This window comes from Brevundimonas sp. NPDC092305 (assembly GCF_044755415.1).
GTDB lineage: Bacteria > Pseudomonadota > Alphaproteobacteria > Caulobacterales > Caulobacteraceae > Brevundimonas.
This window is the reverse complement of the sequence record NZ_JBIVQY010000001.1, coordinates 1,902,377-1,923,410: the sequence shown is the minus strand read 5'-3', so window position 1 is coordinate 1,923,410 and position 21,034 is coordinate 1,902,377. Positions and strand designations below refer to the sequence as shown.

Below are 21,034 nucleotides of genomic sequence, written 5' to 3'. Positions count from 1 at the left end.
CGTTCATGAACCGTTCCTCGACCCCGTCCGCCAAGTCCGGGCCGAAATCGTCCAAACCCGTCCACGTTTCCGGTCTGCAGGAAGCCCAGGCGCCGTTCATTCCGGACGGCCCCGGCGGCCGCATGCCGATGTTCGCGCCGGTCGCCGGCCCGCGCCTGACGCCGGAAGAAGCGCCCGGCAAGCCCGACGACTGGGTCCCGCACCGCCCCGACCGGCCGCAGGACCGCAAGCACATCCCCTTCCGGCTGGAGACGAAATACACCCCCGCCGGCGACCAGCCCGCCGCCATCGCCGAACTCGTGGCCACCGCCAGGACCGGCGAGCGCGATCAGGTGCTGCTGGGCGTCACCGGCTCGGGCAAGACCTTCACCATGGCCAAGGTCATCGAACAGACCCAGCGCCCGGCCCTGATCCTCGCCCCCAACAAGACCCTCGCCGCCCAGCTCTATTCCGAGTTCAAGAGCTTCTTCCCCGACAACGCCGTCGAGTATTTCGTCTCGTACTACGACTACTATCAACCCGAAGCTTATGTCCCGAAATCAGACACTTACATCGAAAAGGACAGCTCCATAAACGAGCAGATCGACCGTATGCGCCACTCGGCGACGCGGGCGATTCTGGAGCGGGACGACGTCATCGTGGTCGCCTCGGTCAGCTGCATCTACGGCATCGGCTCGGTCGAGACCTATACGGCCATGACCTTCACGCTGAAGGTCGGGGACCAGATCGACGAGTCCAAGCTGCGGGCCGACCTGATCGCGCTGCAGTACAAGCGCAACGACGCCGCCTTCGAGCGGGGCATGTTCAGGAAGCGCGGCGACGTGCTGGAGATCTTCCCCGTGCACATGGAGGACCGCGCCTGGCGCATCCAGCTGTTCGGGGACGAGCTGGAGAGCATTCAGGAGTTCGACCCCCTGACCGGCAAAAAGACCGCCGATCTGGAGGAGATCACCGTCTACGCCGCCAGCCACTACGTCACCCCGCGCCCGTCGCTCAATCAGGCCATGACCGGCATCAAGGCCGAGCTGAAGGAGACGCTCGACTGGATGGTCGAGAACGGCAAGCTGCTGGAGGCCCAGCGCCTCGAACAGCGCGTGCGCTTCGATCTGGAGATGATGGAGGCCACCGGCTCCTGCGCCGGCATCGAGAACTACAGCCGCTGGCTGACCGGCCGCGCGCCGGGCGAGCCGCCGCCCACCTTCTTCGAATACATCCCCGACAACGCCCTGCTGTTCGTCGACGAGAGCCACGTCACCGTCGGCCAGATCAGCGGCATGTACCGCGGCGACTACCGCCGCAAGTCGACGCTGGCCGAGTACGGCTTCCGCCTGCCCTCCTGCATCGACAACCGCCCGCTCAAGTTCGACGAGTGGGACGCCATGCGCCCCCAGACCGTCTTCGTCACCGCCACCCCCGGCCCGTGGGAGATGGAACAGACCGGCGGCGTCTTCACCGAACAGGTCATCCGACCCACCGGCCTGATCGACCCCCCGGTCGAGATCCGCCCGGTCAGCGGCGCCACGCGGAACCAGGTCGACGACGTCATCGACGAGGTCAAGCAGGTCACCGCCAACGGCTACCGCAGCCTCGTCACCACCCTGACCAAGAAGATGGCCGAGGACCTGACGGAATACATGCACGAACAGGGCGTGCGCGTCCGCTACATGCACTCCGACGTCGACACCCTCGAGCGCATCGAGATCCTGCGCGACCTGCGCCTCGGCTCATTCGACTGCCTGATCGGCATCAACCTGCTGCGCGAGGGCCTCGACATCCCCGAGTGCGGTCTGGTCGCCATCCTCGACGCGGACAAGGAGGGCTTCCTGCGCTCCGAGACCTCGCTGATCCAGACCATCGGCCGCGCGGCCCGCAACGTCGACGGCCGCGTCATCCTGTACGCCGACCGCATGACCGGCTCGATGGAGCGCGCCATCGCCGAGACCAACCGCCGGCGCGAGAAGCAGGAAGCCTACAACGCCGAACACGGCATCACGCCCGAAAGCGTCAAGCGCGACATCAAGGAAATCCTCGCCAGCCCTTATGAGAGCCGCGAGATGGACAAGCTGACCCGCCCCGGCGTCGCCGAGGCCGCAAAGCCCTTCACCGGCTCCAACTTCCAGGCCGCCCTCAAGGATCTGGAAGGCCGCATGCGCAACGCCGCCGCCAACCTGGAGTTCGAGGAGGCCGCCCGCCTGCGCGACGAGATCAAACGCATGAAGATGCTCGATCTGGAGTTCGCCAACGAGGCCCTGACGGGGGACGGCGAGCAGGTCGACAAGAGCGCGCCGAAGCGCTGGCGGGCCGATGCGGCGGCGGAGAAGGCGGAGGCGTTCAGGAAGGGGCGGTTGTAGGTGTTGTTGGGCGCTTCGTGGCCAAGTGGCGATATGATCAACGACCTAGATATCCACGGCGTTTTTTGCATGGCGCTTGGCAATGTGTTGTAAGGATTCTGCCAAAATGAAAACGAATCACTTGGCGAGGGCGACGATGACCACCAGTGCACCCAAGGCGTCTCCTCGTGTTGGAGTTAGCTCCTCCAACAGCCAGGCAGTGAGAACCCATGCGATGAGAGTCACCGCAGCTTTCCTAAGCGTTGCGAAGTCAACGCCACAGAGCAGTCCGTCCCAGAAAAAATAGAGCACGCGGCGGCATGCTCTACACGGACAAAGATAGAGAGCGGCGCGCACCGGTCGATCGCAAAGTCAGCGAAGCGTACAGAACGGACTGGTCACGAGATCAATCGCGCCTCCTGCATTCTCCTAGTTTTCGGCGCCTAGCTGGAAAGACCCAACTTTTCCCAGCGGGGGAAAATGACTTCTTTCGGAATCGGCTGACCCATTCGCTCGAAGTCTCCAAAATCGCTCGGACGATCGCTTGTCGGCTCAACTATGAGCAAGAAGCGTTCAGCACAGACCCGCTGAATCTAGACCTCATCGACTTCGCCTGCATGGCGCACGATCTGGGCCATCCGCTGTTCGGTCATATCGGTGAGCGAGCGTTGAACGGCTTAATGAAGGATGCTGGAGGGTTTGAGGGAAACGCGCAGACCTTTCGAATTCTGTCGCGACTAGAAAAACGTGAGCGAATTGAAATCGAAGGACGAGATGGTCGCTGTGGCCTCAATCTGACGGCGCGTGCGATGGCGGCGACGATCAAAAAACACCACGTCGTGCGGCCGAACTCGGAAAAGATCGCCCAAGGCAAGGTTGATAAAGGCGTCTACGAGGCAGATGAAGAGGCGTACAACTTCGTCTTGGATAAGACATACGAAGAGTGTCGGGATTCGGTGGGGATCACCATCGAGTCATCCATCATGGATATCTCTGACGACATCGCATACGCGACGTATGATTTTGAAGATATTCTGAAGAGTGGGTTTTTCTCACCAATAGATATGGTTTCTCTCTCTCCAGACCGGACAGAAGAGGTGTGCAAAAGAGTAACGAAGGGTATCAAGGATTGGTATCCCGGCGCAGACGAATTCACAAATGAGGATTACGCTGCCGTCGTAAGAGATATTCTTAATAATCCGTTTTTTGAGATGCCAGAGGAATACATAAGGCCGTTCAAAGAAGAAGCAAGCAACGAGCAGATATTTGCAAATGCTCTTGCGCTTGCCGGATTCCTTAATGATGCTAGTGAAAACGTTGCGCGGAAGACGGCAAACAGAATAAATCTGACCTCAGGTTTGGTTGAGCTGTTTGTAAATAATGTTGAGTGGAATCCGTCGGAAACGGGGAAAACAAAGCTATCTACAGTTCGAATGCCAATTGAGGTTCTTCGAATGGTCGAAACATTGAAGCATCTGGCATTCGTTCTTGTCGTAAAATCTCCCAATATATCTATATCGGAACAGCGGGGAACTTTTATAGTAAAGTCGCTTTGGCGAAATCTCTATGAAGGAAACTTGGGTGTCGAAATGATGCCAGAAGATGTTCGATACGTTTTCCAAGAAGCGAGAACAGACGCAGAGAAGGCACGGGCAGTTTGCGATTTCATAGCCGGCATGACAGACCAATATGCATTGGCGCTGCATTCACGGATGATTGGCGCAACGACTACGTCGGTTCATGTTCCGGTCTAGAGTTCGGAGGGGTAGCGGGATGTTCCGCTGTTAGCAATCGGCCAATAACTAGTATTCGGCCCAAGTGACCATTGACCGTCCACCCGCTACGGTGGGTGGATGGGGGACGATACCAACCAGTGGTGTGATCTCGGCTTTGCGGAGCCGAGCGCGGTCTTCAAAAGCCCACGACAGACTGCGCGTCTGGTCACGGAGGCATGGGTGGCGCTGCACGGCTTCTGCCCGAACTGCGCAGCCGATCATCTACCGCAACTGCCGAACAACTCGCCTGTTGCGGATTTTCGGTGCGAGGCTTGCGGCGAGGAGTACGAGCTCAAGGCCAAGCGCGGCGCGCTCGGGCGCAAGATCACCGACGGCGCCTACAGCGCGATGACCGCCCGGCTGGCGGCGGCGAACAATCCAAGCCTGTTCGCCATGAGCTATGACCATGCCACGCAGCGGGTGACCGACCTGATCCTCGTCCCCAGCCACTTCTTCACGCTGGCGATCATCGAACCGAAGAAACCGACGTGGCCCAAGGGGAGAAGCGCGCCTTGGCAGGGCTGCAACATCCTGATCGGCGAGGTGCCGGCGTCAGGGCGGATCAGCCTGATCCGGCAAGGCGTGAGCGTGTCGAAGGCCGAGGTGCGGTCGGCGTGGAGCGCGACGCGCTTCCTGCGGGATACGAAAGTCGAGGTGCGGGGCTGGCTTCTGGCGGTGATGAATGCGGTCGAGGCCGTGGGGAAGCCGGAGTTCACGCTGGACGAGGTGTACGCGCACGAGGCGGCGCTGGCGGCGCTCTATCCGGGCAACAATAACGTGCGGCCGAAGATCAGGCAGCAGCTTCAGGTGCTGCGCGATCGGGGATGGCTGGAGTTCAATGGGCGCGGGAAGTATCGGCGCTCGTACCGCGCTTGACAGCGGTAACTGATTCGCTGCGGGCCGAACCTTAAGAGGATTAGGCGCTATATTTGCTGACAAATTGTTAGGCTTGGTACCAAGTATTAGCTCAAGAGCCGGCTCGCTGCCTCCGGGGGAAAGCGCAAATTCTCAAGGCCGCAACAGCGTTTACCCGAGTCAAACAATATATCTTCACCACGCAGTTCATTCCGGCGTTGACGGAGCCATGTTGTCGAGATTTTAGTTGGGCGGTGGAGGCGCCGCCAGCGGTCAAGCAAGACAGCGCCCCAGACCTGACTTCCCTTCCATAAGGAAGTCTGCAACCGCAACTCTCCCTTCCATAAGGAGACGGGCCGGCGGCCTCTTGGCGAAAGCTGGGAGGCCGTTCGCTTGTCGCGAACAAGGCCACACTACATTCAGCGTTATATACGTCAATAATGGAGACGTACTTCGCGTGGGCCATTTTGGTGCGGTACTTTGATGCGTTGGAAATTGCAGCACTAAAAATGGCAGCGGAAATTCAACGCTGGTATTGGCCGCCCGCGTTGGACGTCGAGTTCGCGTCGGTGCCCGCAAGTTTCGTACTCATAGGCACGACACGCTTACCGAACCTCTCCCGCCGGATTGTTACCCTCGGACGGGAAGGGAAAACGCCTGTCCACACACAAAACAAACCATGAACATTTCCCCCTGACTCCCGCTCCCTCCCGCGCTACACCGCCCTGTCGGATGGCGCCCGAGAGATGAGTGTGATCGTTCCCATGCGTGAGCCCGCGCCGCCCGTGCGTCTGCACATCCGCTGTCTGAGGCCGTTCTGCGGGCATGAGGCGCTGCTGGAGCCGAGGCCGCTGTTCGGGGCCGAGGACCGGTGGCCGAAGGACGGGCTGTCGAACCGGTTCGTCTGTCGCTGCGGCGGGCGGGCGGCGCATGTTAGCCGGGTGGTCGGGCGGCCGAGGCCGGACAATCCGTGCGGGTGGCTGTGAGATGAGCTGGCGCGGGTACGAATGGGTCGGGCATCCTGACGACAAGCCGCGCGGGTCGGGCAACCGGGCGCGCAACGCGGCGATCGCGCAGGCGCGGGCGATGGGGCCGCCCAAGCCGGAGCCGCTGGTCACCCTGCAGGCGGCGCGGCTCAGGCGGCTGATCCTGCACATCCATTGCGCCCCGTGCCGGCGGCATCAGCAGGTCGAGAGCTGGAGGCTGCCTGAGCGGGCGCGCAGCGTGGCGCTGGGGGAGCTGTGGCTGGCGGGGAAGTTCCGCTGCGCCGGGTGCCGGGGGCCGGCGACCTGGCTGGAGGTGATCGCGCGGGACCAGACGGACGTGTGTCTGGAACGGTGGGAGGTCGGCGGGACGCTGGCGGTGGAGCGGTTGCGGCGACACTGGCGGTGGGATGCGTATGACCGGCGGGACTGGAGGGCCTGGTTCGGGAAATAGCGGCCTTCTCCACCTGGGGGAGAAGGTGGCCGGCGGAGCCCGGTCGGATGAGGGGGCTGCCGGACACGAGAACTGGCTGTGGGGAGTGCGGCGGGGGATAGAGCCCCCTCATCCGGCCCTTCGGGCCACCTTCTCCCCCGAGGGGAGAAGGGTGCGACCGCGTCTGACGTAGCTTGGCTGTACTTTCGGCGCATGACGCAATGGACCGAGAAGAAGATCAGGTCGGAGGACACCTGGGATGAGGTGGAGCGGCGGTGGGAGGCGGGGGAGACGGGGGCTTCGCTGGCGCAGCGGTATGACGTGGGGCTGGCCAACCTGTGGCGGCGGCGCGCGTCGGAAGGGTGGCGCAGGCGGGCGCCGGACGATCCGGATCCGGAGCCGGTCGAGGGCTGGCGAGCTTATGCCCGGCGCAAGGAGGATGAGTTCGAACGGACGCGGGAGGAAACGCGGGAGCTGGCGCTGAGGCTGCTGGAGGCGATCCGGGGCGGGTCGCTGGACCGGGTGCCCCTGTAGCACGCGGGCTTTGTGCTGAAGTGGCGGGCCGAGCATCTGGGGCCAGAGACGGCGGCGAAGGATCGCCACTGGACGAGCTCGCGGCCGTGGACGCGGGTGCTGTGGGACGAGAACGGCTGGCTGAAGGACGTGGAGGAGATGGACCGGCTGACGCTGGAGGCCAACCGGGAGACGTGGCGAGAGGAGATGGGAATCCCGGAGGGGAAGGCGGAGGGGTGGCCGATGGGGTGGTAGTGCGCTCTACCTCCCCGTTCGGGGAGGGTGTCGGCGCGAAGCGACGACGGGTGGGGGCGGCCCGACAAAACAAGCCGGCTGCCCTGCGGGGCCGTCCCCACCCGGTCGCTGCGCGACCACCCTCCCCGGGACGGGGAGGGAGAAGGCCGTTAGCGCCTCACGCGCGCCCGCGTTTCCAGCTCGCTGATGCGGCGCTCCAGATAGGCGCGCTCGTCGGAGGTGGGGCTCAACCGGTCATACGCGGCGGCGAGGCGGTTCAGATCCTCGTGCTCCACCCGCAGCTGGGTCTGGGCCGTGGTCGACAGGCCGGCAGACGGCAGGGCCCGCAGGACCGCGTCAAGACGGGCGGTCGGGGTCTGGACCGTGGAGCCGCCGCCGTAGCCGACGTCGCCCACGCGGGCGTCCAGCGCATCGAGGCGGGCGTCGAGGTCTTGCTGTTCGCGGGCGGTGATCTGGCCGTCGCGCAGATAGCCGGCCTCGATCGTGACCAGCGCGGAGTAGTCGGTCTTCAGGCGGGTGCCCTCGGTGCGGCTGAGACGGCGGGCCGAGACGGCGGCATCAACGCGGCGGTTGAACTCGGTCCGGCCGTCGGCGACCGAGGCGGTGCTGGAGCCGCCGTTGTTGTAGCCGCCGTCAGCATAGCCGCCGTCGGCCAGCACCTGGGTCAGGGCGCCGTAGCGGTCGGCCAGATCGTTGCGCTCCTGCGTCGTGAAGCGGCGGTCGGCGCCGTAGCGGGTCTCAAGCTCCACAAGAGCGGCGTAGTCGGCCTTCAGCCGCGTGCCGGTGGCCTGGCTGAGGGTGCGGTTGCGGACGTCGGCGTCGACGCGGGTCTCGAACTGGCTGCGCTGGGTCAGCAGCGGCGTGCGGCCGGCGGCCCACTGGGACTCGATCGAGGTGGTCACGCCCAGCCGGTCGCCGAACAGGGCGCCCAGAATGGCGCCGATGCGCTCCTGCTGCTGGGTGGGCTCCTGCGTGGTGGTGTTGGTCTGGGCCAGCGCCGGGGCGGCTGCGCCCATGGCCAGCGCGAGGGCGGCGGTGGACGAAAGAATGAAGGTCTTGGTCGGCGTCATGGGGGCTCCGAAGGAATGTTCGGCTGGGGAAACGGGTGGAACGGCCGGGGGTTGCCCCGGGCGAGGATGACCGGGGCCGCCGGCCCGGCTAGAGCGGACGCATGACCGCCCTTCCCCTGCCCGAGCTCCTGACCCTGCTGGCCGCCCTCGTCGCGGCGGGGGTGGCCGGGGGGATCGTGGCGGGGCTGTTCGGGGTCGGCGGCGGGACCGTGATCGTGCCGGCGCTGTTCTACGCCTTCGAGGTGCTGGGCGTGGGCGGCGAGAGCAATCTGCACGTGGCGGTGGGCACCAGCCTGCTGACCATCGTCGCCACCAGCTGGCGCTCGCTCCACGCCCATCGCAGCCACGGCGCGGTCGACGAGCAGGTGCTGAAGGCCTGGACGCCCTGGGTCGGGGTCGGGGCCCTGATCGGGGCGGCGATCGCCGGGGTGGCGTCGATGGAGGGGCTGGCGATCGTCTACGGCGTCTGTCTGGCCCTGATCGGCCTGCAGCTGGGCCTTCTGCCGGAGCGGTTCGTGCTCCGGCGGGACCTGCCCACCGGCTGGCTGAGGCGGATCGTCGGCTCGGTGATCGGCGGGCTGTCGGCGATGATGGGCATCGGCGGCGGCAGCTTCGGCGGCCTGATGATGACCCTGTGCGGCCGCCCGATCCATCAGGCGGTCGCCACCGCTTCGGGCTTCGGCCTCGCCATCGGCGGGGCGGCGGCGCTGGGGTTCGTGGTGTTCGGCTGGGACGCGGTGGGCCGGCCGCCGTTCTCGCTGGGCTACGTTAACCTGCCGGGGGCGCTGGTGATGGGCGTGCTGACCACGGCGACGGCGCCCTGGGGCGCGCGGCTGGCTCACCGGCTGGACAAGCGGATGCTCCGCAAGGTCTTCGCCGTCTATATGGTCGGGACGGCGCTGTCGGTGGTGGTGAAGGCGCTTTAGGGACGAATGGATCCCCTGCCGTTTGAGGTGTCATGGACGTATCGGCTGCCATTCCGCCCTAAGCCACCAGCGTCTCCGCCTGCGTCAGATCTACGCTGACCAGCTGGGACACGCCGCGCTCCGGCATGGTGACGCCGTACAGGCGGTCCATCCGGCTCATGGTTACGGGGTTGTGGGTGATGACGATGAAGCGGGTGTCGGTGCGGTTGCGCATCTCGTTGAGCATGCGGCAGAAGCGGTCGACGTTGGCGTCGTCCAACGGGGCGTCGACTTCGTCGAGCACGCAGACGGGGGCGGGGTTGGCGAGGAAGACGCCGAAGATCAGCGCGGCCGCCGTCAGGGCTTGTTCGCCGCCGGACATCAGGCTCATGACCGCCAGCCGCTTGCCGGGCGGGCAGGCGTAGATTTCCAGACCGGCCTCCAGCGGATCGTCGCTTTCGACCAGTTTCAGCTCGGCTTGACCGCCGCCGAACAGGGCCTCGAACAGGGTCTTGAAGTTCTCGTTGATGACGTCGAAGGCCGCCACCAGACGCTCGCGGCCCTCGGCGTTCAGTTCGTCGATGCCGTCGCGCAGCTTGGCGATCGCCTGGGTCAGGTCCGAACGCTCGACCTTCATGGTCTGGAGACGGTCGCCGTAGTCGACGGCCTCTTCCTCGGCCAGCAGGTTGACGGCGCCCAGCTGCTCCCGCTCCCGCTCCAGCCCGGCCAGCAGGCTCTCGGCGCCGGCGGCGTCGGGCGGGCGGGCGATGGCGTCGTCCTGCAGCTTCTGCCCCAGCTCGTCGGGCGACATCTGGGCCGTCTCGCGCAGCAGGTTCTCTGCGTCGAGCAGGCGTTCGGAGGCGGCCTCGGCGCGGGCGGACAGGCCGGCGCGGGCTTCACGGGCCGAGGAGGCGGCGCTTTCGGCGGCGCGGGCGGCGCGGTCGGCCTCGGCGGCCTCGCCCTCGGCGACGGACAGGGCGTCAGCGGCGGCCTTGCGGCGGGTCTCCGCGCTGGTCAGCGTATCGAGAAGCGACGAGCGCTGGGCCGCCAGCTGCTCCGGCGCGGACTCGGCCGACTTCAGCATCAGCGCGGTCTTCCCGGCGTCCGTCTCCAGCGCGACGACGCGGGCCCTGGCGTCCTTTGCGCGACCGGCCCAGCCGTCGCGCTCGCGGGCCAGACCCTCGATGCGCGATTGCCGGCCGGCGACCTCGCGGGCTTCGGCGTCCCGGTCGACACGGGCGGTGGCGGCCGCGCCGCGGGCGGCGTCGGCGGACTGGCGGGCCGTGGTCAGTTCGGCGCGCAGGGCATCCAGGGTTTCGGACGGAGCCTCGACGCCCTGCGCCTCGGCCAGAGCGGCTTCGGCGGCCTCGACCTCAGCGGCGAGGCGGGACAGGGTCTCGTCCAGCGCCTGCGCACGCGCCTCCTTGCGGGCCTGATCGCGGCCAAGGCTCTCGAGCCGGTCACGCGCTGCCGCGACGGTCTTGTCCAGCGTGAAGGGCAGGGCGCGGGCGGCCTTCACCGCATCCTCGGCGGTGCGGAAGGCGTCGATCGCGGCTTTCAGAGCAGCCTGTGCGGCGTCCAGCGCGGGCTTGCCCTCGTCGATCTCGCTTTCAAGTTCGGACAGTCGGGTGCGCTGGGCCAGACGGACGGCGGCGGGGCGGGGAGCTTCCGCACGCTGGACGAAGCCGTCCCAGCGCCACAGGTCGCCTTCGCGCGTCACCAGCCGCGCGCCAACGGGCAGGCCCCTGGACAGCCGTTCGATATCCGCCCGGGCCGCCACGCCGCAAAGCGCAAGGCGGGCTTTCAGTTGGTCGGGCGCGGATACGTGGCCGGCCAACGGCTCGACCCCCGCCGGCCATGACGGTGCAGGGGCGTCTGCGCCGGCCCAATAGGCTGCGGCGCGGCAGTCGAGAGCGGCGTCGAGGTCGTCGCCAAGGGCTGCCGCGAGCGCGGCTTCGTAGCCCTTGTCGGCCTTGACCTGATCCAGCGCCGGCGGGTGTTCACGTTTGGCCTGCACCAGCAGCTGGGCCAGACCGCGCGCCTCGGTCTGCAGGCGGCCGAGGCGGTCCTCGGCGGCGCGGGCGGACTGGCGGGCGTCCTGCTCGGCGCGGGCCTTGTCGGCGCGATCGGCCTCGGCCGTTTCGACAGCGGTGCGGGCGGCGGCGAGCTCGGCCTGGGCACTCTCGAACGCCGTGCGGGCAGCCTCGATCTCCGGCGTTTCGAGCGGCCCCAGAGCCTCGCGCTCGCGTTGGGTCGATTTCAACTGGGTGCGTGCCCGCTCGACGCGGCTTTCGGCGTCACGCTTGCGGGCGGTTTCGGCCGAGACGCGAGCCTCGACGGCGGCGACCGCGCCGGCGACCCGTTCGACCTCGGCGTCAGCGGCCTGACGCGCATCTTCCGCGGCTTTCAGGGCGGCGTCGAGTTCGGGGCCACGGGTCGGAGCGGCGGCGATCTCGGCGGTCAAGGCCTCGAAAGCCTCGGTCAGGCGGTTCAGTTCGCTTTCGGCGTCGCCGGCCATGCCGGTCTCGCGCTCGATGTCAGCGTCGATGCGGCGGCCCTCGGCCTTCAGGCGGTCGACTTCGGCCCGCGCCTGCTGCTCGGCCATGTCCAGCCGGTCGCGCTCCAGGGAAGCGCGATGCAGCAGGGCGCCGGCGACGGCGTCTTCCTCACGTGCGGGCTTGAGCGCCTCCTGCGCCTTCAGCGAGGCCGTCTGGGCGCGCCCCGACGCGGTCGTCGCCTCGACCACCGCGCGGTCAGCCTCCGCCAACTCTCTTGTCGCCGTTTCGGCCGCCAGCCGGGCGTCGTTCCACCGGACATAGACCAGCGCCGATTGCAGGGCGCGGATCTCGGCCGAGATTTTCTTGTACTTCTCTGCCTGCCGGGCTTCGCGTTTCAGGCGGGACAGGGTGGTCTCCAGCTCGCGGCCGATGTCGTCCAGCCGCTCCAGATTGGCCTCGGCGGCCTTCAGGCGAAGCTCGGCCTCGTGGCGGCGGGTGTGCAGGCCCGCGACGCCGCCGGCCTCTTCGAGGATCCGGCGACGGTTCTGCGGCTTGGCGGCGATCAGTTCGCTGATCTGGCCCTGGCGGACGAGGGCCGGCGAATTGGCCCCGGTGGAGGCGTCGGCGAACAGCAGCTGGACGTCGCGGGCGCGGACCTCCTTGCCGTTGATCCGGTAGGTCGAGCCCTGCCCACGGTCGATGCGGCGGCTGACCTCGATGATGGCGCTGTCGGTGAAGGGCTGGGGGGCCCGGCGCTGGGCGTTGTCGATGGTCAGCTGGACTTCGGCATGGCTGCGCGGCGGGCGATTGGCGGCGCCAGCGAAGATGACGTCGTCCATGCCCTGACCGCGCATGGCCTTGGCCGAGTTTGCGCCCATGACCCAGCGCAGGCTTTCCAGCACGTTCGACTTGCCGCAGCCGTTCGGCCCGACGATGCCCGTCAGACCGGGCTCGATGTGGAACTCCGACGGATCGACGAAGCTCTTGAAGCCGACCAGTCTGAGCCGCTGGAACTGCATCGGCTCTGGCTTAGCGCTTCGCCAGCAGCGGCTGGATCAGGGTGTCGAAGGCGGCGAGCTCAGGGGCGGAGTTCGCCAGCACGCGCTCGCCGTTGATGAAGAAGCTGGGCGTCGTGTTGACGCCGTCTGCGAAGGACTGCTCGGCCCGCGCGTTCGAGGCCTCGATATTCTCGCGGCTCAGGCAGGCCTGCATCTGCTCCTGCGTCAGGCCGCCGGCCGTTCCACCCGCGATCAGCCAGTCCCGGGTCTGGCGGTTGGGGAAGTAGGTCGCCTGTCCGCGGAACAGCGCATCCAGAACGGTTTCATAGCGATCCGCAGGCGCGCAGCGGGCCATGGTGGCGCCGGCGACCGCAACGGGCTGGGGCGGCGTCGGCAGTTCGCGATAGACGACGCGGACCTTGCCCGTATCGACGTATTTGGCCTTGAAGGCCGGGTAGTCGTCGTTGTGCCAGTGGGCGCAGTGGCTGCAGGTCGTCGATAGATAGACCGTCAGCGTCACCGGCGCGGAAGCCGATCCCACTGTCGGATCGCCCTCGCGATATGCAGGGACGGTCTGGGCCATCGCCACGGCGGGCGCGGCGATGACGACCAGCGCCAGAAGCATCAGCCGGAGAAAGCGCGCCATCCGGCGTTACTTCGCCAATTCGGCGTCGACCGCTTTCGCCAGATCGGCGAAGCTTGCGCCGCTGCTGGAACCCGGTGTCACCACCTTGACGCCATTGACCATGAAGGCCGGCGTCCCGTCCACACCGGCGGCGATAGCCGCCTTGGCGCGCTCGTCGGCGGCCTTAAGGCCGGCTTCGTCGGTGATGCACTGTTCGATCTGCTGGTTCGACAGGCCAGCGCCGTTGCCGACCCGGAACAGGGTGTCGCGCGGGTTCACGCCGGCCTGCCACTCGTTCTGGCTGGCCATGATGCCGTGGACGACATCGAAGTATTTCGCGTCGCCGGCGCAGCGGGCGATCATGAAGCCGGCGATGGCGACCGGAACAGGCGGCGTCGGCAGTTCGCGGAAGACGTAACGAACCTTGTTGGTGTCGACATAGGCCGCCTTGAACTGCGGCCACGTCTCTTCCTGCCAGGCCGCACAGTGCGGGCAGGTGACCGAGGCGTATTCGACGACAGTGACCTTGGCGCCTTCGGGCGCACCCATGGCCATGTCGCCCTTGGCGGCGGCGTTCGGGCCCGCGCCGCCACAGGCGGAGAGAGCCATCATGCCGAGAGCAGCGGCGGCCATCGCGGCGCGGCGGCTCATGGCGGCGTAGTCGATCCTGGCGCGCATGGCGTCATCCTCACTGTCGGGACTCGAAAGCATCGCGCGATTCCCGCCATCGCGCGCAAGTTCGATCCTTCGAGAACAGGTGCGGCGAAGTTTTGTCAACGCCGCCTGTGGACAGCGGCTCAGCCCTTGGCCAGTTCGGCCTCGATGGCGCGGGACAGATCGGCCATGCTGGGTCCAGAGGCGGACCCCAGGGTTTCGACCTTCACATCGTTGACGAAGAAGGTCGGGGTGCCGGTCACGCCTGCCTTGGTCGCCGCCTTGTGGCGTTCGTCGGCCGCCTTCAGCGCCGCCTCGTCAGTGATGCAGGCCTCGATCTGCGAGTTCGACAGGCCTGCGCCGTTGCCGACGCGGAACAGGACGTCGCGGGCGTTGGCGCCCGACTGCATCTCCTGCTGGCTGGACATGATGCTGTGCACCACGTCGAAATACTTGTCCGCGCCGGCGCAGCGGGCGATGGCGAAACCGGCGACGGCCACAGGGGCGGGCGGCGTCGGGATCTCGCGGAAGACGTAGCGGACCTTGTTGGTGTCGACATAGGCGGCCTTGAACGCCGCCCAGTTCTCGTTCTGCCAGGCCGCGCAGACGTGGCAGGTGACCGAGGCGTACTCGACGACCGTGACCTTGGCGCCTTCCGCGGCGCCCATGGCCATGTCGCCCTCTGCCGAGGCGCCGGCCTTGCCGCCGCAGGCGCCCAGAGCGGCCATCGTGGCCAGGGCGGCGCCCGTCATGGCGGCGCGACGGCTCATGGCCGCGTAGTTGATCCTGGTCATGCCTCGTCCCTGTCGGCTGTTTGGTCCTTGAGAGCCGATATGGCGAAGGTCGTCAACGAGACGCGCCGTCGCGGTCCTTCAGGATCGCCCGGCCCAGCCGCTCAAGCGGGTCTTTCAGCGGATCGGGCACATCGGCGATGGACGCCTTCAGCTCAGCCTCGGCCGCCGCCGGAAGCGGAGCGGAGGCGGCGCGGCGGGGCTTCTGCGCCGGGGCGTCGGTCAACGGTTTCACCGGTCCCTGGGCGATGCGCAGCTTCTCGACCGAGCCAGCGCCGAGGAACAGGTTCACCCGCTGCAGGATGTCTTCCGACTGGTGTTGCACCAGCAAGGCCGCTGGACCGGCGACACGGAGTTCGAGGACGCCGCCGGCGTTGCCGCGCCCCTTGGTCAGCTTCTGCGGGCGCGTGACCCGGGCGAGGCGATCGCCGACGATCTCGCGCCAGCGGGCCTCCAGCGCGCCGGACCCCCGGCCGAACTTTCCGTCCAGTTCCTTGATCAGGCCCTGCAGGGCGCGTCCGGCGCGTGGTGCGGGACGTGGCGCGGGCCGGGTGCGGCGTCGCGACAGGATTTCGCGGACTTCCTCATCGCTGGGCAGCGAGCGCTTCATTTCTGATCTATAGCGCGGGGAATGCCCTCCGTCGCCAAAGACGTTTACGCCCTGCGCGCGGCCCTGCTGGACTGGTACGACACGCACGCCCGGACGCTGGCATGGCGCAGTCCGCCGGGGACCAAAGCGCGTCCCGATCCCTACCGGGTCTGGCTGTCGGAGGTGATGCTGCAGCAGACGACCACCCCGCACGCGACGCCGTACTTTCTCGCTTTCACGCAGCGCTGGCCGACCGTCCGCGATCTGGCGGCGGCGGAGGATGGAGACGTCATGGCAGCATGGGCGGGGCTTGGCTACTACGCCCGGGCGCGAAACCTGCTGGCCTGCGCGCGAGCGGTGGCGTCTGGGCACGACGGAGCCTTTCCGGAGACGGAGGAGGGGCTTCGCGCCCTGCCGGGTTTGGGGGCCTATACCGCCGCGGCGGTGGCGGCGATCGCCTTTGGCCGGGCCGCGAATGTGGTGGACGGAAATGTCGAACGGGTGATGGCGCGGCTGTTCGCGGTCGAGACGCCCCTGCCGACCGCGCGCCCGGAACTCAAGTCGCTGGCGGGCTCGCTCGTCGGCGAGGAACGACCCGGAGACTGGGCGCAGGCGCTGATGGATCTGGGCGCGACCGTCTGTCGACCGAAAACGCCCCTGTGCGGCGACTGCCCGCTCACCCACTGGTGTACGGGATTCCAGTCCGGACAGCCGGAACGATATCCGCTGAAGATCAAAAAGGCGGATCGTCCGCGCAGGACCGGGTTTGCATGGGTCTTGCAAGACCGCGAGGGTCGGGTGGCGCTGGTTAGGAGGCCGGACAAGGGTTTGCTCGGCGGCATGCTGGGATTGCCGACCTCGGACTGGAGCGCGGAAGCTTCAGACGGCCCGCCCGCCGAGGCCGACTGGCGCGAGGCGGGCGCGATCGAGCACGTCTTCACCCACTTCGCGCTGACCCTGAATGTCAGGGCCGCGCGCGGCGACGGCGACTTCATCTGGACGCCGGTGGACGAGGCGCTGGCCTCGCTGCCGACGGTGTTTCGGAAAGCGCTGGAGAGAGGATTGGGCTAGCCCAGCGACCGGACCGAAACCTTGCCTTCGCGCCGTCGCGGCATAACGACCGTGTGGTTGCCCAACTGCTGGAACGCCAGATCGACGACGCCGTCGCCGACCTGAAGATTGGTCACGTTCAGACGGTCGATGCCGCTCGGCAGGACGGGGTCATCGATCTCGACCACGCCTTCTATGGCGTCGACTTTCACGCCGAGGGCGGCCTGCAGCATCAGGAAGACCGATCCGGCGGCCCAGGCCTGGGGCAGGCAGGCGACGGGATAGGCGATCGGCGCCTCGCCCGGCATGCGTTCGAAGCCGCAGAAGAGCTCGGGCAAGCGCAGGTTGAAGCTGGCGGCGGCCGCGTAGATTTCGCCGAGCAGCAGGGCCACGGCGCGGCGCTCTCCGTAGCGGGCCATGCCGGCTGCGGCCATGGCGGTGTCGTGGGGCCAGACGGAGCCGTCGTGGTAACTGATCGGGTTAAAGCGCGCCTGCCCGGTGGCGAGGGTGCGGATGCCCCAGCCGGAGCGGAACTCGGCCGACAGCATGCGCTTGGCGACCCGCAGAGCTCGCTCGCGAGAGGGCAGGCCCGTGAACAGCAGATGGCCGGCGTTGGAGCCGATGGCGCGGCACTGGGCGCCGTCGCCGTCGAGGGCGATGGCGTAGAAGCCCTCGTCCTCCATCCAGAAGCGGTCCTCGACCAGCTGGCGCGTCGATTCAGCCCGGGCCGCCCATTCGGCCTGGCCCTGTTCGTCGAGCTGAAGCGACAGATCGGCCATCGCCTGCCACGCGGAGTAGGCATAGCCCTGAACCTCCAGCAGGGCGATCGGGCCTTTCGGGAACCGGCCATCAGCATGGAAGATGGAGTCCTCGGAATCCTTCCAACCCTGATTGGACAGGCCGGTGTCGGCGCCGCGCTGGTAGCTGATCAGGCCGTCGCCATTGGCATCGCCATAGTCGGTCATCCAGCGGGTGGCCGCGATCAAGTTCGGCCAGAGAGCGCGGATGGTTTCGAGGTCGCCGGTGCGCCGGGCGTAGGCCCCGGCCAGCGCCACGAACAGGCAGGTGGTGTCGACCCCGCCGTAGTATAGGCCGAACGGCACCTCGCCGAGCGCGCTCATCTCGCCGCCGCGGGTCTCGTGCATGATCTTCCCGGGGGCGGAATCCTGAAAGGCCGAGACCTCGGTGGCCTGACGTTTGGCGAGATAGGTCAGGACGCCCTTGGCCAGCGAAGGGTCGAGCCACAGCATCTGCCAAGCGGTGATGATCCCGTCGCGGCCGAAGGGCGTCGAAAACCACGGCACCCCGGCGTAGGGATAGGGACCCGTCGGCAGGTCGGTGGTCAGCAGGGCGACGTCGGCGCGGCTCTGGTCCAGCCAGTCGTTGAAGCGGGGACTGCGCGGGCCGCGGACCGAGGCGCCGCGGCGGCGGCGGATCCGCATCGCCAGCCGCGCCTGCACGGCATTGAGCCGGAAGCGCGCTTCGTCCGGCGGCGAACAGCTGTCCGCGGCGCACTCGACGTAGAGATCCATCCGCTTGCCCATGGGCAGGCTGAACATGAACTCGGCGCGTGATCCGGTCAGGCGGGCGGGCGGTTCGGAGAAGGCGAGACAGCTCACGCGCTCGACGTCGTCCAGCCCGCGATACCGGAAGGTCACCCGCCGGCCGTCGTGGGTCGGCGTCTCCAGAGTTCCGCGCTTGTCCCGGAAGGTGCCGCGCACCTGAAAGATGTCAGCGAAGTCGGCGCCGAAGTCGAAAGCCAGAGGCAGGAGCACGTCCTCGATGCCGTGGTTCTCGATGCGCACCCGCTCAAACAGCCGGCGATCCCAGACGAAGCGGCGGCGCTCGATGTGCAGCACGCCCGCCGGCGCGGACCGGCCGCCCATCGGCGGCAGGGGGCGGTTAGTCGAGTGGCAGGTGAAGAAGACGTTGTCCTGGCTGACGCCCGAGCTCAGCCGGGAGGGCCTCGCCTGACCGACGGTCATCACCAGTCGGGACAGCAGCCGGGTGTCGTGATCGAACAGGCCGTCGGCGCCGCCCTTCATGTCGCCCCAGCCATCGGCCACGCAGAAGGTGTCGGCGTCCTTGAGCGCCATCAGGCGCTCGAGGCCATCGGCTTCGGAAGTGTCGGCGGCGGTGGTCTGGACTGAATAGGCGTCGTCCATGAGGCTCCTCGGCAGCGATCAGGCGAACCCTGAGCCTTACACCCGAATGCGGACGCTTGATGGCCGCTTGGGTACGCTAATGGACAAGAGACCTGTCGGTTGCCGTCAGGCGCCCAGCGCAAACGTCCGATCTTCGGTCGGGCGCAACGGCGTCACGACCTCTGAAAGGGGCGCTTCGGCGAATGGCCGCTTTGCCAGCAGGTCGCCGTAGACGTCCAGATAGCGGCGCGCCATTGCGGTAGCGGAGAAGCGCAACTCGAAGCGGGCGCGAATGGCTTCGCGGTCCAGCAGGTGCGCGCGACCCGCGGCGGCGACGGCCTGCTCCAGCGTTTCCACCAGGAAGCCGGTCTCACCGTCTTCGATAATCTCGGGCGTCGAGCCGCAACGGAAGGCGACGACCGGCGTGCCGCAGGCCATGGCCTCGATCATCACCAGACCGAAGGGCTCGGGCCAGTCGATCGGGAACAGCAAGGCGTCGGCGCCGCCGAGGAAGGCGGACTTCTGGTGGTCGCCGATCTCGCCGATGAACTCGATCAGGGGATTGCCGTCGATCATCGGCTTGATGACGGTTTCCCAGTAGATCTTGTCTGCAGCATCGACCTTCGCCGCCATCTTGAGGGGCTTGCCGAGCGCAGTCGCGATCTGGATGGCGCGATCCGGACGCTTCTCGGGCGAGATGCGACCGAGGAACGCGAGGTAGCCGCTCGATTTCGGAGAGAAGCGGTAGGTCTCGGCCGGCATGCCGTGCTGGACTGTCGCCTTCCAGTTGGCGAAGGGCAGGGGACGGCGCTGGTCGTCGGAGATCGAGACGAGGCCGAAGTCAGGCCATGCGCGATAGACTTCGGGCAGATCCTTCATGTCCAGTCGCCCGTGCAGGGTCGTCACCGTCTTGTCCGCGCAGCGGCGGAAGAACGGGAAATGGATCATGTCCGTGTGGAAGTGGATGATGTCGAAGTCGTCGGCGCGCTTCAGCACCTCGGACAGCATGGTCATGTGGGCCGCCAGATCCGACTTCAGCGGGGCGGGATCCAGCCGGATGGCCTGATCGCGGACGGGGATCAGCCGGGCACGCGTCTCGGCGTCGGCGCTGGCGAACAGGGTGACGTCATGCCCCAGGTCGACGAGGGCGTCGGTCAGATGGGCGACGACCCGCTCGGTCCCCCCATAGAGCTTCGGCGGCACGGCTTCGTAGAGCGGGGTGACCTGGGCGATCTTCATGGCGATGAGGCTCCAGCGCCTCTGACAACAGGCGCCGGATGCTCAACTGTCTCGCAACTGCGAAGTTCCCCGACCGCCGAATTTTAGTCAGCTGAAACGGGACGTTACCGCGTTACATGTGTCGGCTACCGGTCATTACATGCCCGCACGTATCTCGGCCCGCAGAGCGTCAATTGGCCTAAGTCCTTGATCCGACTTGAAGCGCCAGTAGGTCCAGCCGTTGCAGGCGGGCGCGTTCTCGAACAGGGCGCCCATTTTATGGATCGAGCCGCTGAGCGTGCCGGCCACCAGAGAACCGTCCGCCCGGACCCGAGCCTCCCGCTCACCCTTTGGGCAGTACAGGGTGTCGCCCGGCCGCAGGAGACCCGCCTCGACCAGCGACCCGAACGGCACCTTGGGTTCGGCACGCTTCGATCCCATGACCATCAGGTCCTCGGGCGACGACGGCAGAACCGCCTTGATCCGGTCCTCGGCGACCTTGGCGTAGCCCTCGTCGCGCTCGATGCCGATGTAGTGGCGCCCGAGGCGTTTGGCGGCCGCGCCGGTGGTGCCGGTGCCGAAGAAGGGGTCCAGCACCACGTCGCCGGGCCGGGTGGCGGCCAGCATCACCCGGTGCAGCAGGGCCTCGGGCTTCTGGGTCGGATGCGCCTTCTTGCCGTCGGCGTCCTTGATCCGCTCCTCGCCGGTGCACAGGGCGAAGGTCCAGTCCGAGCGCATCTGGGTGTCTTCGTTGAAGGCCTTCAGCGCGTCGTAGTTGAAGGTGTAGCGCTTCTGGTCGCGCGACTTCGCCGCCCAGATCAGAGTCTCGTGGGCGTTGGTAAACCGGGTGCCCTTGAAGTTCGGCATCGGGTTCGACTTGCGCCAGATGATGTCGTTCAGCACCCAGAAGCCGAGGTCCTGAATCGCCGTGCCGAGGCGGAAGACGTTGTGATAGCTGCCGATGACCCAGATCGAGCCTTCCGGCTTCAGCACCCGGCGGCATTCCTTCAGCCAGTCGCGGGTAAAGGCGTCGTAGGCGGCGAAGCTGTCGAACTTGTCCCAGTCGTCATCGACCGCGTCGACCTTGGAATTGTCCGGGCGCAGAAGGTCGCCGCCCAGCTGGAGATTATAGGGCGGGTCGGCGAAGACCATGTCGACGGACGCATCCGGCAGGGAGCGCAGCACCTCGATGCAATCGCCCCGGTGGATAACGTCGGTCTTCAGATCGGACATTGAACTCGGCCCCGCACAGCTTGAGGACCGATTGGTGAATCATCGCGGTTAAGACGAGGTGACCGGGAGAACCGAAACTACACTTCACGGATTGTTACGCCCACGCCCTCGCCTT

At 67.0% G+C, this 21,034-nt stretch carries 18 protein-coding genes; 9 read left to right on the top strand and 9 right to left on the bottom strand.

From position 1 onward, the window contains the following. The first annotated feature begins 5 nt into the window (after window positions 1-5). The 7 genes from uvrB (at window position 6) to ACIQC9_RS09490 (ending at window position 7,144) form a co-directional block, all read left to right on the top strand. Window positions 6-2,351 carry an excinuclease ABC subunit UvrB gene (gene uvrB / locus ACIQC9_RS09520; RefSeq protein WP_400614879.1) on the top strand — a complete coding sequence of 782 codons (2,346 nt, stop codon included), beginning with the start codon at window positions 6-8 and terminating at the stop codon, window positions 2,349-2,351. Window positions 2,352-2,650: 299 nt separating this feature from the next. Beyond that, window positions 2,651-4,084, top strand: coding sequence for a deoxyguanosinetriphosphate triphosphohydrolase family protein (locus tag ACIQC9_RS09515; protein ID WP_400614877.1), 1,434 nt, complete (start codon window positions 2,651-2,653; stop codon window positions 4,082-4,084). A gap of 99 nt (window positions 4,085-4,183) precedes the next feature. Then, window positions 4,184-4,981 (top strand): DpnI domain-containing protein, encoded by a 798-nt coding sequence (locus tag ACIQC9_RS09510; RefSeq protein ID WP_400614875.1) that lies wholly within the window; start codon window positions 4,184-4,186, stop codon window positions 4,979-4,981. Window positions 4,982-5,706: 725 nt separating this feature from the next. Further along, complete coding sequence (locus tag ACIQC9_RS09505; RefSeq protein WP_400614873.1) at window positions 5,707-5,946, top strand: hypothetical protein; 240 nt, start codon at window positions 5,707-5,709, stop codon at window positions 5,944-5,946. A 1-nt stretch (window position 5,947) separates the two neighbouring features. Next, window positions 5,948-6,397 (top strand): hypothetical protein, encoded by a 450-nt coding sequence (locus ACIQC9_RS09500; protein ID WP_400614871.1) that lies wholly within the window; start codon window positions 5,948-5,950, stop codon window positions 6,395-6,397. Window positions 6,398-6,589: 192 nt separating this feature from the next. Further along, complete coding sequence (locus ACIQC9_RS09495; RefSeq protein ID WP_400614868.1) at window positions 6,590-6,910, top strand: hypothetical protein; 321 nt, start codon at window positions 6,590-6,592, stop codon at window positions 6,908-6,910. Between the two features lie 12 nt (window positions 6,911-6,922). Continuing rightward, entirely contained in the window at window positions 6,923-7,144 is a 222-nt protein-coding gene (locus ACIQC9_RS09490; protein WP_400614866.1) for a hypothetical protein, read from the top strand. A gap of 149 nt (window positions 7,145-7,293) precedes the next feature. Here ACIQC9_RS09490 and ACIQC9_RS09485 read toward each other — a convergent pair whose 3' ends face one another. Further along, window positions 7,294-8,214 carry a hypothetical protein gene (locus tag ACIQC9_RS09485; RefSeq protein WP_400614863.1) on the bottom strand — a complete coding sequence of 307 codons (921 nt, stop codon included), beginning with the start codon at window positions 8,212-8,214 and terminating at the stop codon, window positions 7,294-7,296. Between the two features lie 101 nt (window positions 8,215-8,315). On the opposite strand from ACIQC9_RS09485, the gene ACIQC9_RS09480 reads away from it, so the two are divergent. Then, on the top strand, window positions 8,316-9,140 hold the full coding sequence (locus ACIQC9_RS09480) for a sulfite exporter TauE/SafE family protein (RefSeq protein WP_400614860.1): 825 nt from the start codon (window positions 8,316-8,318) through the stop codon (window positions 9,138-9,140). A 58-nt stretch (window positions 9,141-9,198) separates the two neighbouring features. Here ACIQC9_RS09480 and smc read toward each other — a convergent pair whose 3' ends face one another. The 5 genes from smc to ACIQC9_RS09455 all read right to left on the bottom strand — a co-directional run bounded on the left by smc (window position 9,199) and on the right by ACIQC9_RS09455 (window position 15,295). Beyond that, entirely contained in the window at window positions 9,199-12,636 is a 3,438-nt protein-coding gene (gene smc, locus ACIQC9_RS09475; RefSeq protein WP_400614858.1) for a chromosome segregation protein SMC, read from the bottom strand. 10 nt (window positions 12,637-12,646) lie between these two features. Beyond that, window positions 12,647-13,261, bottom strand: a complete 615-nt coding sequence (locus ACIQC9_RS09470) for a thioredoxin domain-containing protein (protein ID WP_400614856.1) — start codon at window positions 13,259-13,261, stop codon at window positions 12,647-12,649. 6 nt (window positions 13,262-13,267) lie between these two features. Beyond that, on the bottom strand, window positions 13,268-13,918 hold the full coding sequence (locus ACIQC9_RS09465; protein WP_400614853.1) for a thioredoxin domain-containing protein: 651 nt from the start codon (window positions 13,916-13,918) through the stop codon (window positions 13,268-13,270). A gap of 119 nt (window positions 13,919-14,037) precedes the next feature. Further along, window positions 14,038-14,688 carry a thioredoxin domain-containing protein gene (locus ACIQC9_RS09460; RefSeq protein ID WP_400614851.1) on the bottom strand — a complete coding sequence of 217 codons (651 nt, stop codon included), beginning with the start codon at window positions 14,686-14,688 and terminating at the stop codon, window positions 14,038-14,040. Between the two features lie 52 nt (window positions 14,689-14,740). Beyond that, entirely contained in the window at window positions 14,741-15,295 is a 555-nt protein-coding gene (locus ACIQC9_RS09455; RefSeq protein WP_400614849.1) for a DUF721 domain-containing protein, read from the bottom strand. Window positions 15,296-15,316: 21 nt separating this feature from the next. Between ACIQC9_RS09455 and mutY the strand changes: the two genes are divergently transcribed. Then, on the top strand, window positions 15,317-16,345 hold the full coding sequence (mutY, locus tag ACIQC9_RS09450) for an A/G-specific adenine glycosylase (protein ID WP_400614846.1): 1,029 nt from the start codon (window positions 15,317-15,319) through the stop codon (window positions 16,343-16,345). On the opposite strand, the gene ACIQC9_RS09445 is transcribed toward mutY, so the two are convergent. The 3 genes from ACIQC9_RS09445 to ACIQC9_RS09435 all read right to left on the bottom strand — a co-directional run bounded on the left by ACIQC9_RS09445 (window position 16,342) and on the right by ACIQC9_RS09435 (window position 20,919). Continuing rightward, window positions 16,342-18,489: a glycogen debranching N-terminal domain-containing protein gene (locus ACIQC9_RS09445; protein ID WP_400614843.1), complete on the bottom strand. Its 2,148-nt coding sequence runs from the start codon at window positions 18,487-18,489 to the stop codon at window positions 16,342-16,344. The two genes, mutY and ACIQC9_RS09445, sit on opposite strands and share 4 nt — an antisense overlap. A gap of 105 nt (window positions 18,490-18,594) precedes the next feature. After that, window positions 18,595-19,707 carry a glycosyltransferase family 4 protein gene (locus ACIQC9_RS09440; RefSeq protein ID WP_400614840.1) on the bottom strand — a complete coding sequence of 371 codons (1,113 nt, stop codon included), beginning with the start codon at window positions 19,705-19,707 and terminating at the stop codon, window positions 18,595-18,597. A 135-nt stretch (window positions 19,708-19,842) separates the two neighbouring features. After that, window positions 19,843-20,919 (bottom strand): site-specific DNA-methyltransferase, encoded by a 1,077-nt coding sequence (locus ACIQC9_RS09435; protein ID WP_400614837.1) that lies wholly within the window; start codon window positions 20,917-20,919, stop codon window positions 19,843-19,845. Window positions 20,920-21,034 lie beyond the last annotated feature (115 nt).